This is a genomic window from Candidatus Albibeggiatoa sp. nov. BB20 (assembly GCA_016744725.1).
GTDB lineage: Bacteria > Pseudomonadota > Gammaproteobacteria > Beggiatoales > Beggiatoaceae > Albibeggiatoa.
In genome coordinates this window covers 1-17144 of sequence record JADGDW010000103.1, presented here as the reverse complement: position 1 = coordinate 17144, position 17144 = coordinate 1, and the positions used below count along the sequence as shown (strand labels likewise).

General features: G+C 37.7%; 10 protein-coding genes. 6 read left to right on the top strand and 4 right to left on the bottom strand.

Annotated features, from left to right (window positions below):
* Positions 1 to 799 precede the first annotated feature (799 nt).
* The 5 genes from ABXH34_RS12025 to ABXH34_RS12005 all read left to right on the top strand — a co-directional run bounded on the left by ABXH34_RS12025 (position 800) and on the right by ABXH34_RS12005 (position 9411).
* Positions 800 to 1681: a phosphate/phosphite/phosphonate ABC transporter substrate-binding protein gene (locus ABXH34_RS12025; RefSeq protein WP_353572131.1), complete on the top strand. Its 882-nt coding sequence runs from the start codon at positions 800 to 802 to the stop codon at positions 1679 to 1681.
* Positions 1682 to 1791: 110 nt separating this feature from the next.
* Positions 1792 to 4536, top strand: coding sequence for a PAS domain-containing hybrid sensor histidine kinase/response regulator (locus tag ABXH34_RS12020; protein WP_353572130.1), 2745 nt, complete (start codon positions 1792 to 1794; stop codon positions 4534 to 4536).
* Positions 4537 to 4559: 23 nt separating this feature from the next.
* Positions 4560 to 5825 (top strand): ATP-binding response regulator, encoded by a 1266-nt coding sequence (locus tag ABXH34_RS12015; protein ID WP_353572129.1) that lies wholly within the window; start codon positions 4560 to 4562, stop codon positions 5823 to 5825.
* Positions 5826 to 6535: 710 nt separating this feature from the next.
* Positions 6536 to 7693 carry a CHAT domain-containing protein gene (locus ABXH34_RS12010; RefSeq protein WP_353572128.1) on the top strand — a complete coding sequence of 386 codons (1158 nt, stop codon included), beginning with the start codon at positions 6536 to 6538 and terminating at the stop codon, positions 7691 to 7693.
* Positions 7690 to 9411, top strand: coding sequence for a tetratricopeptide repeat protein (locus ABXH34_RS12005; protein ID WP_353572127.1), 1722 nt, complete (start codon positions 7690 to 7692; stop codon positions 9409 to 9411). Before ABXH34_RS12010 ends, ABXH34_RS12005 begins: the two co-directional genes overlap by 4 nt.
* Before the next feature lie 463 nt (positions 9412 to 9874).
* Here ABXH34_RS12005 and ABXH34_RS12000 read toward each other — a convergent pair whose 3' ends face one another.
* Both ABXH34_RS12000 and ABXH34_RS11995 read right to left on the bottom strand, forming a co-directional pair.
* Positions 9875 to 10303: a DNA polymerase III subunit chi gene (locus ABXH34_RS12000; protein WP_353572126.1), complete on the bottom strand. Its 429-nt coding sequence runs from the start codon at positions 10301 to 10303 to the stop codon at positions 9875 to 9877.
* A complete protein-coding gene (locus ABXH34_RS11995) occupies positions 10303 to 11859 on the bottom strand; it encodes a leucyl aminopeptidase (RefSeq protein WP_353572125.1) in 1557 nt (518 codons plus the stop codon). The genes ABXH34_RS12000 and ABXH34_RS11995 overlap by 1 nt, the downstream gene beginning before the upstream one ends.
* A 184-nt stretch (positions 11860 to 12043) precedes the next feature.
* Here ABXH34_RS11995 and lptF point away from each other — a divergent pair, with 184 nt between their 5' ends.
* Positions 12044 to 13228 (top strand): LPS export ABC transporter permease LptF, encoded by a 1185-nt coding sequence (gene lptF / locus ABXH34_RS11990; RefSeq protein ID WP_353572124.1) that lies wholly within the window; start codon positions 12044 to 12046, stop codon positions 13226 to 13228.
* A 332-nt stretch (positions 13229 to 13560) separates the two neighbouring features.
* Here the strand turns inward: lptF and ABXH34_RS11985 are convergent, their stop codons facing one another.
* Positions 13561 to 15273 carry an SMP-30/gluconolactonase/LRE family protein gene (locus tag ABXH34_RS11985; protein WP_353572123.1) on the bottom strand — a complete coding sequence of 571 codons (1713 nt, stop codon included), beginning with the start codon at positions 15271 to 15273 and terminating at the stop codon, positions 13561 to 13563.
* A 139-nt stretch (positions 15274 to 15412) separates the two neighbouring features.
* Positions 15413 to 16810 carry a cytochrome-c peroxidase gene (locus tag ABXH34_RS11980; RefSeq protein WP_353572122.1) on the bottom strand — a complete coding sequence of 466 codons (1398 nt, stop codon included), beginning with the start codon at positions 16808 to 16810 and terminating at the stop codon, positions 15413 to 15415.
* Positions 16811 to 17144: the final 334 nt, after the last annotated feature.

Genomic DNA, 17144 nt, shown 5'->3' with positions numbered 1-17144 from the left:
ATTATAAGGTAATAATATTGCGGTTTTTAGATTATATACCATTGTAAGTGGTAAAAATACAAATGAAGTTGCTCAGAGCTGAATGAATAGTAAGTCTATACTGGTGCTATAAAAATCTTGAAAAGCGACTTTTTTCTTTAAACCTGTACTACCAACATAACATAAGGCAATTTATCAGTAGCTATTTTAACAACACATTCCCCCAATTTTGAACAAAAAATATAGTTTATTGATTTCATCAAACAGAATTTTTTATTTTTATTTAAAATTAATGGTTTGCCTTGTTATGGCAATGATATCAAACCTAAACTAGATGGCGATTATTTATCTAAGATAATGACTATCCATGACTTAATCAGCAAACTTGGATATAGGCAATGACAGCAATCATGGATATTGATTAGTGGAAGTGTGTTATCTGATTTTCATTGGTTTTGAATATTTTCTCACAAATAAATATCCATAAAGATTTATCAACTTTTCATTTTGCTTAACCTATTCATTTTATTGTGTGATATATCAAAATATTTGAAATAATGAGCTGAGAAAATTGATTAGCTTATATCATCATAATAAATTATAATAAAATTAGTGATAGAGAACCGATAATAAAAACATAAAATAAGCTTATGTTCCAAAATTCCGCACTATTTTGCTAGTTTATTACCATCTTTAAACACCTAGATTATTTTTATTACAACACTCTGGATAGCTTTTAGAAATACAAAATAGTTTAATAAGCTACAAATTTTTTGTTATTTTACAATTTTCAAGCATTTTATGGAGAACAACCCCAGTTATGCGGAATCTAGTTCTTAGCATTTTCCTATTATTTTCTAGCATCATCATTTTTCCAACTCTAGCACAAGCAACAGATACTTCAGTTTGTCGTTTTGGAATACCGCCTTTTCAGAAAGCCATCTCATTTAACGAAGAACGCAAAAAATACTTACCTTTACTTAATTGGTTAACTGAACAAACAGGCTGTAAATTTGTCCCTGTTGGCGCATTCAGTTATGAAGATTTAATTAAAAAAATTACTTTAGGAACAGTGCATGTTGCTGAGCTAGGTGCAGTTTCTTATATTCAAGCGAAAAATAAAAATCCCAAGATTAATATGATCGCTACGGCGTTGACTTGGAATGAATCCAAAACAGAATTAATTGATTCTTATCGCAGTTTAGTCATCACTCTTAAAAAATATAAAGATATTAATCATCTACAAGATTTACAAGACAAATCAATAGGCTTTGTCAACGAAACATCATCAAGCGGTTTTGTATATCCTGCAATCTTAATCAAAAAGAATGAACATATTGATTATGAAGTTTTTTTTAGTAAAACATTATTTTTAGGTAGTCATCCAAATGTGACAGGTGCACTTGCAAATGACAGTATTGTCGCTGGTGTAACCTCTAATAAAAATTTAGAAGAGGCGCAACGAATTTATGGTGATATTTTTAAAGTGCTGTGGAAAAGCCCGCCGATTCCAAATGTCTTGTTTGCGTCACATCCTTCTTTACCTATCAATATTAGGCAAAAGCTGGAAGAGTTACTGCCTCAAACCAAAGTTGAACTCTTTGAGGGAATTGGCTTAATTAAAGGTTTTGTTATTCGTCCTGATGATTTTTATGACGTAACCCGAAAAATATTGGCATATGAACATGCTGAAGTAGATTAGAACTTGTTACCTTTTCATATAAACTAATGCCTCTGATAGGTACATAAAAACTTCATTTTAAATCGAGCATAGTTTGTATTTTAACTGAGTTGAATTCAATGCTTTCCTTAATGAACTCTCTAAATTTACGCGTTAAATTACTATTGCCGTCCTTTGTCATAGTATGCTTATTGATCGCGGGTATTTCTTTTATTATCTACCTAGAATATGAGCTATTTAATCAAAGAGAAACAAGTGAATGGGAATTCCACCAAGCAGAATTTCGTGGTGATTTTCTTGACATAGCTAACCGAAGTCAAAACTTAGCCAATTATTTTGTACAAGACTGGCGGGTTGCTGATGCTTTATTGATGGGTGATCGAGATAAATTACTCGACTTATTACTCCCCTTTCATGAAGGCTTACGCGAAGGACTTAAATTTGACTGGATTAGCGTCTACAGTCCAGATGGTAAAGTTTTTGTGCGTATAGACCAACCTTACACTTTTGGTTTCAATGACTTACTTCATAAAGAGGTCATGCAAGCCTTGGAAGAACCGCCGACCCAACCCACACTAATGCTGATTTCTGATAAGCTCATGGTGATTCATTTTGCAGTCATGTTTGATTATGAAATGGGCGTTAACTCCGTGGTTGCGATAGGCTATGAAGTGACTGAAGCCCGTTTACAAGAATTTGCAACTCGACAACATGATTCGCAACACTTTGGAATTGGCCTACGTTATAACAAAACATTTGAGCTATCAAGCCAAAATGATATGTCAAAGCATGATCCAAAACAAAAAGTGAATGAATATAGATTCAGCTTAGATTTGCCGTTACAGAATATCCAAAACTTAGAAGTATTACTTTGGAAGATTGATCAGACTCAAAATAATTTCATTTATAAATCATGGTTGTTGGTACTGATTCTGTCGGTTATCAGTGCACTAACACTCTGGTTTGCACATCATCTTAATGCCCAAATCATGGCATCCTTAAGAGATTCAAATGACAAATTACGTAAGGCCAAAGAAGAAACCGATATCGCTAATGAAGAATTACATGCCAGCCAAACCCGTTTAAAAGTGATTACGGAACTATCACCTAATGGTATTTTTCAAGCTAATCAGCAAGGTGAATGTACTTACGCTAACCCACGTTGGTGTGATATTTCGGGTTTAAATATTGAGCAATCTTTGCAACAAGGCTGGATTAAAGCCTTGCACCCCGATGATAAAGAACACTTATTGCACAGTTGGGGTCAAGCGGTTGAAAATCGGCAACCATGGAAAGCCGAAGGACGTTTAATAAGACCTGATGGAGAGATTTGTTGGGTTCTTATGAGTGCAGCTTTGGAGCTGGATCAAGATGGTAATATTAACAGTTTTGTTGGCAGTGTGATGGATATTACTGAGCGTAAAAATATGGAACAACTGCGCTTAGATAAAGAAAAAGCCGAAGCGTCCAATCAGTCAAAAAGTGTGTTTCTAGCCAATATGAGCCATGAGTTGCGCACTCCATTGAATGGCATTTTAGGCTATACCCAAATTTTGCAGCGTGAACGCAATTTAAGCCAAGGACAACGAGATGGTGTTGATTTAATTCATCGCAGCGGCGAACATTTGCTGACGTTGATTAACGATATTTTAGATTTGTCAAAAATTGAAGCGGGACGCATGGAGTTGTACCCTAATAATGTGGTACTCGAAAGCTTTTTAAATGACATTGTCGAAATGTTCAGAATTCGTGCAACCCAAAAAAGTATTGAGCTGCGTTATAAAGCATTGACGATACTGCCTGAAGTTGTCTTCATAGATGAAAAACGCTTGCGGCAGATACTCATGAATTTATTAGGTAATGCGGTGAAATTCACCGAGAAAGGCTACGTCAGTTTAGAAATCCACTATCATTTTGAAACGCAACATTTACAGCTTGACGTGATTGACACAGGTTGCGGTATTGATAATGACCAGCTTGATGATGTTTTTTCACCTTTCCGCCAATCAGGTAGTGTATTGCATCGTGCTCAAGGTACAGGGCTGGGCTTATCCATTACAAAACGTCTTGTTACAATGATGCAAGGTGAGGTTCATGTCACAAGTCAATTAGATGCAGGTTCTCGTTTTTGGTTTAATGTTTATGCCCCTTTTGTTGAGCATAGTATTGAATCTCCGCAAATATCACATAAATTCGATGGCATAAAAGGATACATTAGCAATTCTTCTGATCGTTCTCTGTATCGTATATTAGTGGTAGATGACAAAGAAGCAAATCGATTAGTTGTGTACAATTTACTAGCTCCATTGGGTTTTAAAATCCAACATGCTGAAAATGGACGTGAGGCGATAGATCAAGTACGAGCGTTCAAACCTGATTTAGTACTAATGGATTTGATGATGCCTGTATTGGATGGATTCGAAGCCACTCAGCGTTTGCGCTTAGAACCTAATTCAAAACAAATCCCAATTATCGCAATTTCTGCTAGCGTATTTGGTGAGCATATTGAAGCGAGCTATGAAGCAGGTTGCTCAGACTTTTTGCCCAAGCCATTCAAAGCTGAATTACTGTTTGCTTGTCTTGAAAAATATTTAGTGCTCACTTGGCTATATGATGAAAATACAACGGCAAATGAGGCAATTGAAGACCTACTTGTCAAACCAAAAATAACGCACAGTGTTGATTTAACATCAGAACAGGTTGCTCGTTTATTATCATTAGCTGAAATTGGAGACTTCATGGAAATTCTATACTACATAGATACACTCAAAAAAAATGAGCCCAATTTATCGCCAATCCTAGATGAAATCCGAATTTTTGCAAAAAGCTTTGATGATGATGATATTGTTAGAATATTGCAGCCATATTGTGAATAGGTGTGTTAATTAGGATGATACAAATGACTATGAATAACGCAGACTTTCAACATAACGAGCAACACTATCCAACAGGTACATTACTGATTGTGGATGATATTCCTGCCAATTTAACCGTACTATTAAAATTTCTAACCCACGAAGGTTTTAAAGTACTGATGGCTAAAAATGGCGAAAGTGCTTTGAAAAAAATCAATTTAGCTAAGCCCGAACTGATTTTGCTCGATGTGATGATGCCCGGTATGAGTGGCTTTGAAGTCTGTGAACACTTGAAGCAACAAGAGCACACAAAAGATATCCCCGTTATTTTTATGACGGCTTTGGCTGAAACCGTGGATAAAGTCCGCGGGTTTCAGTTAGGTGCTTCAGATTACATTACGAAACCCTTTCAGCAAGAAGAAGTTTTAGCGCGTATCAATGCCCATCTAAAATTATATCGTTTGCAGCATGAACTGGTTGAGAAAAACCATAAATTACTGGAACATGAGCAAAAATTAGCTGCACAAAATCAGCAATTATCACAGCAAAATCAAACCTTACAAACCCTAGCAGATGCGCTACAAAATGCAAAACAAGCGGCTGAGGATGCGAATCATGCTAAAAGCCAGTTTATTGCTAATATGAGTCATGAATTACGCACCCCAATGAATGCCATTATTGGTTATAGTGAAATGCTGCAAGAGGATGCTGTGGAGTTAGAAGAAGATGAGTTTGCTTCAGACCTAACAAAAATCAATTCATCTGGCAAACATTTGCTTGATTTGATTAATGATATTTTGGATTTCTCTAAAGTTGAAGCAGGTAAAATGACTTTGCATTTAGAAGATTTTACAGTCGCTCAATTGTTAGATGAAGTTGACGTAAATATCGCTCCTTTGGCGGAAAAAAATCATAATAAATTTAAAATTATTTATCCCAACGCCACAATCAAAATGTATTCGGATTTAACTAAAATACGTCAAATTATTCTCAATTTGTTAAGCAATGCTTGTAAATTTACTCGAAATGGTCATATTCGCTTAGAAGTACAATCAATGCGAAAAGATGAAACAGAGTGGTTATATTTCTCAGTGAAGGATACAGGGATAGGTATTTGTGATAAGCAGATAGATAATGTATTTCAGGCTTTTACTCAAGAAGATACCTCAACTACTCGTCATTATGGCGGTACAGGTTTAGGCTTGACTATTTCGAAACGTTTTGCAGAAATGATGGGTGGCAATATTACCGTTGAAAGCACCAAGGATATTGGCAGCACTTTTACGTTAACATTACCCAGTATGATGTAAATATCAGAATGCTTCAACCGTTATTATTTTCTTAAACTCTCATATTGAGCTCACGTAGGGTGGATAAGCGATAGCGTCATCCACCAAATCAGCATCAAATAATTCAGTGTCGTGCAATTTCCCAAGTTCGCGTAGGGTGGATAAGCAATAGCGTCATCTACCAAAACAGCTAATTACTTAACTCTCCCTTCTTATTGACCATTCAAATGGTTAGCTTCAATTAGTTCGCGTAGGGTGGATAAGCGATAGCGTCATCCACCAAAACGGCTAACTACTTAGCTTTCCCTCCTTATTGACCAGTCAAATGGTTAGCTTCAATTAGATGAACAGTTGGAACAAGAAGTGACAAACCTTGCAAAACAAATAGGTGTGAGTAAATCAGCTTTGATTCGATATAGACTTCACATTATTATAATTTGAACTTTTAAGAAGTCATTATAGTCAAGCTCGCAGGTGTGTATGTCATTTTATTTGAAGACCCGAGCAAGATAAATCTTGCACTCCTAACAACTGATAATTTTTGATTATCAATTTGATTTTGCGGATGCGTATTTAATCTTTCTTGGTGAAAAGCTGAATATTAGTCAAATTGCAACAATTGATAGAGATTTTGATATTTACTGTCTTCATGGTACAAAGTCCTTTACTATCTTAATAGATCACGATAACTAAAACGCCAATCCTCTCATAATGCTCAAAGGATATTTCTCATGTCCCAAACCATCGCCACGCCTTTCATTATCCGCCCTGATCCACAGTTGATTGTTGAGCATCCACAGCTTGTTTCTTTATCAAAGCAATTGAGCATCAAGTATGTGCATGACCATCTTGTCAGTGATGAGGATTTGCAACTTGTCGGTTCTCGATTATGGCAGGCATTGCAAATTGATGATGAGTTCAATACAGCCAAGCACACCGCAGGTTCGCAGATTTTACCGATTGTGATTGCCACCGATAATCCCGCGTTATTTTCTTTGCCTTGGGAGTGTTTGTGTCATCCGCAAGAGGGTTTTTTAGCCAAGCATTCACGTTATACGGTTTCGCGTCAATGGCAGCAGAGTGAATTAAATGAAGTGCCAAAAGGGGCATTGCAAGTTTTATTGTTTACTTCTCAGCCTGATGATTTGGATGCAGAGTCGGCGCGTTTGGATATTGAAACGGAACAAGTAAAAGTGTTGGAAGCCTTTGGGGATGCGGAGAATGAAGGCAAAGTGCAGTTGACGATTTTGGATGATGGGCGGTTTAGCAGTTTGAAAGATATTTTGCGTAGTCATGAGTTTCATTTGGTGTTTTTAAGTGGGCATGGGGTTTTTAAAGCGGAGGCGTTTAGTGATGATCCCGCAGAAGCGTATTTTTTATTTGAAGGCGAAAATGGTTTAGGTGAACAGATTTCAGGGCAAGACATCGCGCAGTTGTTTTATGGAACAAAAGTGCAGTGTGTGGTGTTGTCGGCGTGTCAATCGGGCAAGATGTCATCGGATGATTTGAATGCCAGTTTGACTACGCGATTGGCGCAAGCAGGGATACCGCATGTGATTGGAATGCGTGAATCGGTGTCGGATGTGGCGGCGACGGTATTTACAGAGTATTTGTGTCGGGCATTGGTGAATCAGGATAATGTGGAAGTGGCGGTGCAGCAAGCAAGAGAAGAAATTATTAAGCACGTTGGTAATGGACAGTGGAATTTACCGCATTTAATCAGTTTGCAGCCCGCACGCCCGTTGATTGATTGGGATTTTGAACCACAGCAGCGGGTTAGTGAGCAGATGTTAGTGGAGAGTTTGCAGAATATTACTTTGCCAAAGCGATTTATTGGGCGGCGTAAGGAGTTGCGTGAGTTGGGACAAGGCTTGTTTTCGGGAAGTTGAAGCAGCTTTTAATTACGGGTGCGGGTGGACAGGGTAAAACGGCTTTAACGGGGCAATTGGCGAAGAAGTTACAGGCGCAAGGTTATTTGGTGTTGGCGTATTCGGCACGACCTGAAGATAGTGATTGGACTACTTTTATAGCTAAATTACATGAGCAGTTAGATAAAAATTTAGATGATGATACAAGATCAGCTATTAATACGTGTAATTCTGAACAAGAACAAGCCGAATTGTATTTACAAGCATTGTTAAACCAATCACAGCAGAAATTAGTGTTATTTTTTGATAATTTGGAAAGTGTGCAGAGTGAAGATGGAGTGTTACAAGATGAAAATTTGCAGGTTTGGATTAATGTTACGCAACGTTTAAATAAACCAATTTTATTATTAACTTCGCGTTGGTGTTTGCCTGAGTGGAAAAGTCCACAGCATCATGTATTAGCACGTCCGAGTTACGGGGATTTTTTGCGTTATTTGAAGGAGTTGGATAAGGCACAAAGTAGAAAGCCACCATTTCGGAGTAAGCAGCTTATCCATGAGTTGTATCAAAAATTAGGCGGCAACTTTAAAGGTTTAGAATTTTATCATGCCACGGAATGGGATGGTGGTATTCAACCAGAAGCTTTATTACAACGATTAGATGAGGCAACAGAAGAATTACAAGCCTTTACTGCCATTGAATTTGTAGTTAATCATTTAACCGAGCAGGAAAGAATGTTGTTAGAACACTTGCCCGTGTATAAAACATTTGTGGCAATTAAAGGGATTAAGCAAATTGCACAGGGTTTACCTGAACCTGAAAAGTTATTGCAGCGTTTAATTTCATTGTCTTTGGTTGAAATAGAATTGCCTGTTGATACTAATGAAATCGAATATCAAATTTCGCCGATTGTTTTTGAGTGGTTGAATAATCGAGATTCGTTGCCTGTGACATTGCAGGAAAAAGCAGCTGAATATCAGTTGTGGGTATTTGATAATTCACGCAAAACGTTGACTCAAGCGATTATCAGCCATGAAGCCTTTGTTTTTGCACAATTGCAAGAAAAAGCAAATCAGTTTGCTTTAGATAAAATTGTTGGGCAATTAATTCATGTTGGTATGTATCAACGCGTGTTAACAGATTGGTTGCCGCCCTTGCGTGAGTCAGATAAGCAGGAAATTAAGGCAAAAGCTTTGGGTTATTCTGGTTTAGCACTTGATAATCTTGGTAATTATGATAAAGCATTGGATTACTATGAACAATCGCTGCTGATTCAACAAGAAATCGGCGACCGTAGCGGCGAAGGCAGAACTTTGAACAATATTTCTCAAATTTACTCAGCAAGAGGCGAGTATGAGACGGCGTTAGGGTATTTAAAACAATCGCTTAAGATTTTTAGAGAAGCAGGAAATCGAAGTGAAGAAGGCACGACTTTGAACAATATTTCTCAAATTTACGATGCAAGAGGCGAGTATGAGACGGCGTTAGGGTATTTAAAACAATCGCTGCTGATAACACAAGAAATCGGCGATATGTCTGGTATGTGTGCGACTTTATTTAATATCGGACATATTCATTGGACAAATGAAGAACAACAAGAAGCCATTACTGCATGGGCGCAAGTGTATTTAATCGCTAATAAAATTGGTGAAGCACAAGCTTTAAATGCCTTAGATAATTTAGCCAAACAACTGGGCGGCACGGGACTGGAAACGTGGGAACAATTGGCACGGCAGTGAAATTCATGACGCGGCGCGTAGGAACGAGAGTACGAGAGTGTGAGCAGTAGGTATAGCAAGCTCAGTCAAATAAAACGATTCCTTGTTCCCACATGCAGAGGCTGTAAAGAACTCAGTTTATCTCGTTCCCGCATGGCATGTGGGAACGAAATAAAATCATAAATCTTGTGAATTCTGGTTTTTTTCTAGCGCGGCAAGTTCCAGTGACTACGTTCTGGTAATTCAGCATTGACACTCTGCGTCATTAACCATCTACGACGCGGAGCATCTGCACTGCATTCCTACGCAGCGCGTAGGAACAAGACATAGCTTGCTCCCAAACCCAGCTTCAAGAAGATATACATCAAGCAGAGCTTTGAAAGGCAGGCATGACCAAATGCTATTTTGGTGGATGATGCTACACTTATCCACCCTACGCGAGTTGAGTACAGAATCCAGTTAAAAATGCACAATAAATTCAAGATTACAAATTGTGCACTTTGACATCTAAACCCAAATCTTTATAAGATTTATAGCGTACCCTTCCCCATTGTTTAGCAACATCATTATTAAATACAATTTCTGCTACACGTTCAAAATGATGATAAAAACCCAGTATATCAGCAACCGCCAAATTGATTAAAACACTTGCAGGAGCATAATTATCAACAGAATAGCCAATTTTGATCGGGGCTATCGAATTCGATTCATCGGGATATAAATCATGAGGGATAAAGCTATCTTGCTTAAATGTCCATAACATATCATCTAATTTTTTGGCATGGGTTAGACCATGAGTATGAATATAAATGGGATAACCCTGATGCCAAACCTTGTCCACAAGCTGACATGTAAATCGCTCACCTGTCGGCTGCTGCAAAATATAAAAATCAACTTGTGGTTGCTCAGACATTAACTATCGCTTTCTTCTGGTAACATTTGCGCAGGCATCATACGTTTATCATCAAAACAACGGGTTAACAAATATTGTACTAATAAAGGTACAGGACGACCTGTTGCGCCTTTTTCTTTCTTAGGTGCACTTTTCCAAGCTGTGCCCGCAATATCAATATGTGCCCAATGATATTTTTTGGTAAACCGAGATAAGAAACACGCAGCGGTAATTGTACCAGCACCTTTGCCATCACTGATATTAGCAATGTCAGCAAATGGGCTATCTAAAGACTGTTGATACTCATCCCATAACGGTAATTCCCATGCTTTATCACCTGCTAAACGACCTGCATTTAATAAATCATTGGTTAATGGGTTGTGGTTACTGAGTAGACCATGTGCATGATGACCTAAAGCCACAATACACGCGCCCGTTAAGGTCGCAATATCAATTACTGCATCAGGTTTATAACGTTCTGCATAAGTCAAGGCATCGCATAAAATCAAACGTCCTTCCGCATCGGTATTTAAAATTTCAATGGTTTGACCTGAGAATGAGGTGACAATATCCCCCGGCTTAGTCGCATAGCCGCTCGGCATATTCTCAACAGTTGGGACTAACACCACAACATTAATTGGTAAACGTAACTCAGCAACCGCAGACATGACCCCTAATACTGTTGCCGCTCCTGACATATCATATTTCATTTCATCCATATCTTTAGAAGGTTTCAGTGAAATACCACCTGTATCAAAAGTTACCCCTTTACCGACTAAAACAACGGGGGCTTCAGCTTTCTTATCTTCTGTGCCTTTATATTCTAAAATAATCATTTTAGGCTCTTCACTACTACCTTTTGCAACTGCAAGCAATGAATGCATTCCTAACTCTTGCATTTGCCCTTTGTCTAAAATCTCACAACTGACAGATTCATGTAAACTGCATAAGGCTTTGGCACGGTCAGCCAAATAAGTGGGTGTGCAAATATTACTAGGTAAATTAGCCAAATCTTTAGTTAATTTAACTCCAGAAGCAATGGCTTGGGATTCACGATTAGCTTGTTCTGCAAGACCCAATTCACGACGAGAAGCCACGGTAAATACAATTTTACGCAATGGGCGACGGGTAATATTTTTTTTGCTTTTGAGTTGATCAAAAGTGTATAGTGTGGCCTGAGCAGTTTCAATTGCATGACGAATACGCCAGTTAGTATCTCGACCGCGAACATTAAGTTCTGTCAGATAACATACGGTTTCCATTGAACCTGTTTCATGCAAAGTGCGAATCGCTTGAGCAATCACTTTACGGTATTGATTATCGCCTAATTCACGTTCACGACCACAACCAACCAGTAATACACGGTCGGCTAAAGTGCCCGGAACGTTGTGTAATAATAAGGTTTGACCAATCTTACCTTCCAAGTCTCCGCGTCTTAAAATAGAAGAAATGTGGCCGTCACTCACGTCGTCAATTTGCTTGGCCACTTCAGACAAACGACGAGGCTCATAAATACCGACTACCACGCAGGCGGTTCTTTGTTTCTCAGGATGACCACTTTTTATATTGAATTCCATATTCTTTCCCGTTTAACTTGTCGGTGCACTAGACATAAGCACTGGTGCAGAGGAAAATAGTAGTTTTATATCTGCTGCTTAGTATAAAGTATTGCATATATATGATTAATGATACACAATTTTAGCAAATATGTTAAATTGTATTCATTTCTTATAAATATGTTTTCATGCTGGAGTTGGTTTTTTGGTTATTACCCGTTACTTATTCCGTGAGATAATTAGCATATTATTTGCATTAAGCGTGCTGCTCATTTTGATTTATATGAGCCATCGTTTTATGTTTTACCTAGTTCAAGCTGCTACAGGGCTTATTCCTCCCGAATTTATTTTAAAATTGCTGGGTATGAAATTACTCAGTGATGTCATGGTAATTTTGCCACTGAGTTTCTTTTTAGCAATCTTACTGGCATTAGGGCGTTTATATAAAGATAATGAAATAACAGCAATGGCTGCGTGCGGGATGCCCGTACCAAGCAAAACTATCTTATTATTAGGTGTGTTATTTTCATTAGTGATTGCCAGTTTATCGCTATTTTTAGCACCTTGGGCAGAAGGGGAAATTGATAAACTAAAGCAAGAGGCTTATTCAGTTGCAGAGCTGCAAACCATTTCTGAAGGGCAGTTCAAGGAATATCAAAACGGTAAAGGGATTTTTTACGTACAAAGTATTAACTCTGAAACCAACTGGATGCAAAATGTGTTCATACAAGTGAACTTACCGCAGAAACAAGTCATCATGATCGCCCAGCACGCTTATCAAGAAATCAAAGAAGGCGATTTATTACTGATCTTAAAACAGGGCTATCGTTATGAGAACACTTACGGCTTATTAGATTATGTGATTACAGAGTTTGACCAGCATACAATTCAAATCTCCACATTGCATAACCAAACCCATCAAGGTGAAAATCACAAGGCCTTATCGACGTTAGAGTTATGGCGACGAGATGGATTAGCCTATCAAGCGGAATTGCAATGGCGTATCGCCCTCCCTATTTCAGTCATTTTATTAGCAATCTTAGCTGTACCCATTTCCCGTACGACACCGCGCCAAGGTCAATATGCTAAAATTTTCTCAGGGATTTTAATTTACTTAATCTATCAGAATTTACTCAATGTGGGTGAAAAATGGATTGAAAAAGGTGACGTGCCTTTATGGTTAGGCATTTGGTGGGTACATGGATTAGTGTTGCTGGTGATCTTTATTTTAAGCTATTTACCTGTTTTAAAATTATGGTGGTTACTACGTCAACAGCAGCAAGATGATCAGGAAATCAAAATTGGTAATGAACGGTTTAAATTAGGTCAGAAGCAAATCAAAGTTGGTAATACTACTTTTAGAGTAACCAAGGGATTCTTTAAAAAATAGAAGGCTAGGGTTTTTCTAGGAATATTTATGATGAATAAGCAATATACCCAAAATTTTTCAGCTTATTGAGTATATATTCATCTCTCAGTTTTTAAGGCTATTAGCTCTTAATAAACTAACAACTCTACTGATGGTACTTCTTTAATAATTATTAAGGATTCTAATCTGTACCTGACAATGCTCCACATTTTAGAGTGCTGGTTTTTGATTGAAGAAACGCAACTTAGCATGGAGCTAGGTTGTATTTTTTTGCAAAGCTTATCATTTATATAAAAAAGCCCCATCTACATATCGTAAACGGGGCTTTGTGTTAACAATGATTAATCAAAAGGTTAGTCACATACCCATGTAATACCTTCGATATCATCATAGTCTGTTCTAATTGGTGAAGTAAATGTATCAGAACAAGTGTTGATATTGAACTCGTGAATACTCTTATCTGTTCCATTATTTCGAGTATAAACAAGTTCACCACTATCTAACATATCAATACCTTCAACTGGTGCTGTGAAAGTATTACATGCTTCTCTTACTTCGTTAGTTGCAAATTTATACTCGTATAAACGTGTACCTGCAACTGCATATAAGAGTGTTCCATCATTGTTCCAAGTCATGTCTTCAACGCCATCAGCAAAAGGTACAACTAAAGTCCCTTTACCATTACCAAGGTCAATTCTCATTAGGCCTTCACCATCGGCCCAACCCCATAACGTACCATGTCTATCAAATGAAATGGCAGCAACTTCACCAAAACCAGTTTCACCAATTTTAGTTAAACCACCTGTCGTAATATCCATTTTATAAATAGTACCATTAGGATGACCATTTTCAGTATCATCGCCTGAACTTAAATAAAGCTCTTTATCATGAGGGTGCATATCCATGCCCTCAAGATCGTAGCCAGCAAATAGTTCACCAAGCTCGCTTATAATGTAGCCCGCATCAGGGAACATTGTGAATACTTGTGAGTTATTAAGGTCTGTATCTTGTAGACCATAGAAATAACATCTATCGACAGGATGTAATAATTCTGAATTCACAGAAACATTAAGGATATTATCTTGCGGTACTAGGAATGGTGCAGTTAAACCAGGACCTGGTTCTACAGAGAATTGAACTTGATCAAAGGTTTCAAAAACAAACATCTCCCGCAGACTTTGGGTTGTACCTGTATTTCCTGGGAATAAAATATCACTATCGTCGCCTACAGCTCTTATTGCACGACGACCATCAGGAGGTGTTGGTATATCAATAGTATCTCCATCATTACCTTCTCCTTCTATAGTGCCATCTTCATGTCGTCTAATTGTAAATGTACCAAAGCCCATTTGGTTTCCACGTCCAGCAGAACCAATACTTTGCGTGCCTGTTTCATCCATTAAAAACCAATTGAACGAGATTGCACTACCTGGTTGGAAGTTTTCAACTTCGAGTACAAAACCATCTAATACATTATCTGGTAATTGATCAATATTTGGTGAACCATTATCAACAGTTTCAATATTGAGTACTTCAGAGACGACTTGTCTGCCTAAATTATCTCGACCAGTCACTGTACAGCCAGGTACTAAATTACATGCTGCTGTCGTACCTGTTATGCTTCCAGGAGTTGCTGCTCCTAGTAAATCTCTAAATGCTAAAGATGTATCATCCGCTGCTGCAGGATTAGAAAAGATGACCATAGAATTTGTACTACGCGCAACTTGCCAACTATTAGTTTGCCCTAGTTTAAATTGAGTAAATGTTCCAGTCCCATCAATAGGTGGAAAGTTTGCATCGTCGTCACCACTGCCTATAGGTCTACCATTTGAATCTATATCTGCTGATGTTATCAGTGGTCTTATTGTTTGTTGTCCCCCAATAATAGCAGCTTCGTTTAATGCCATGAGCAATCCATGAGCATTTTGATTCGACCAATTTAAAGTCTCAAACATAAACTTGAATCGATTTGGATCATCTGTATCTACAATATCAGTAATTCTAAAACAAAATACTGTTGGCATATAAGTACTTGGTGAAGGTGGTGGTGGTGGTGGATCCCCCATTGAAATACTAGACACTAGTGGTAAACCTAGCGCCATAGACAACATTGTAGAAATAAGAAATTTACTTCTTTTATTTTTCATGATGAACATTTCCTTTTGACAGTGTAAAAGCATCATATATGTAAAGGTGACTCCTACCTTATTCAGCTAGAGGCAAGCCACTAGGAACACTAGTTGGAATCGTGTGACGGAGGTTTAAACATTGGAAATCAGTGAGTGCATATAGAAATGCCATCAAATCTGACACTTCGCTATCAGTTAATTCAATTGGTTCTATCTCTATAGCTTCTTCAAGGATTTGTCTTTGAGATAAATCTTGGTGGAAAGCAAAATCAACTTTATCTAAATCTTCTCTAGGGCATAAAACAGCTTGATTAGTATCATAGTTATTCAAAGCATCTGTAGCATTTAGATGATGGCGAACCATTTGTTCTAGGTCATCATAAGCACCATCATGTCCCCAAGGCCCTGTTAAAACGACTTGACGTAAACTAGGTGTGCGGAATTTAAAACGATCCTCTCTATTGCCTGTAACTTGTTCTCTGCCATAATCAGCATACCCACCAATACCATCTCCTTTTCCAGGACCTACTTGAGGAATACCAATGGCATAAAATTGATGATCTGTTTGAAATTTTCCGCCATGACAGCTAGCACAGTTTGCTTTACCATAAAATAATTCTCCTCCTTTGATAGCTTTTGGACTGACAGCATCAGTACTTCCTTTTACATATTGATCAAAGGCAGAATTTGTACAACGCCATGCAGAAGCCTCATAAGCTGCGATAGCATTTGCAGCATGAACCATTGTGATATCTTCAGCTTGGCCAATTTTTTCTGGAAAGGCCGCTTTAAAAAGCTCAACATATTCAGGAATTGCTTGTAAACGCTTCGTTAGCTGTTTCCATACACCGTCAGCCCCTTGTAGCTTTCCTTCTGTTGCTGCATCTCCAATAGTATTTTCGGTAATCTGCCCTGCCATTTCAGTAGTAGATTGAATAGGAAACATCGCTTGTACAGCTAGAACATTATCAAGACCTTTTGGCAAATCATTACCAGCTGGAGAAAGGAAACCACTCTCATATTCTGAAGAAATTGTTACTCTTCCATCATGGAATAGAGTTTCAAATTCTTTTGCACCTAAATTAAATAGAGGTGGGGCATTACGCGGCACACGCTCTACGATAGCATTTGCTCCTTGTCCTGTACCTCTGGTTTTACCTAAACCAACTCCACCTTCACCAATAGATAGCGAAAAACCATCTCCTGTACCAGTTAATGGATGATGGCATGTTGCACAGGAAATATTTTCATTTCCACTCAGTACTTTATCAAAGAAAAGAAGTTTACCTAATGATTCTTTATCTGAATGCCTAGAATAGAAATCCTCATTGTTTATTAAATAGTCGTTAGCAAATGTATTATGATTAATGCTGAAGACCATCACGCTAAAAGATAGCAGCATTAGATTGTTAACATATTTCTTCATAAAGTTATTTTTGCGTGTTATTAATGAGCTCTCTTTGAGAAAAATCATGTATAAAACCTCCTTGGTTATTCAATCACAGCCTTAAACCCTATAATATTTTGTACTATTTTTAAATTTATTTAATAGTAATTTCCATTTGTCTGTCTTAAGAGCCAATAAAAACAGCAGAGTTTAAATTTTAATTGACAATTAATCAAGTGAAAAATTTTTGATTTTAAGTTAAAAGCAGAAACCTACAAAGTTACATGAATATGGACTAAAATACGTGTTATGTGAGATTACACTGGAGAAATATATGTGGTGTTATAGAAAAATAAATGATGTATTGCATGTTTGTATCTAGCAGTCTATGGCACCCTTAAACAGTGGTACAGAGACAGGG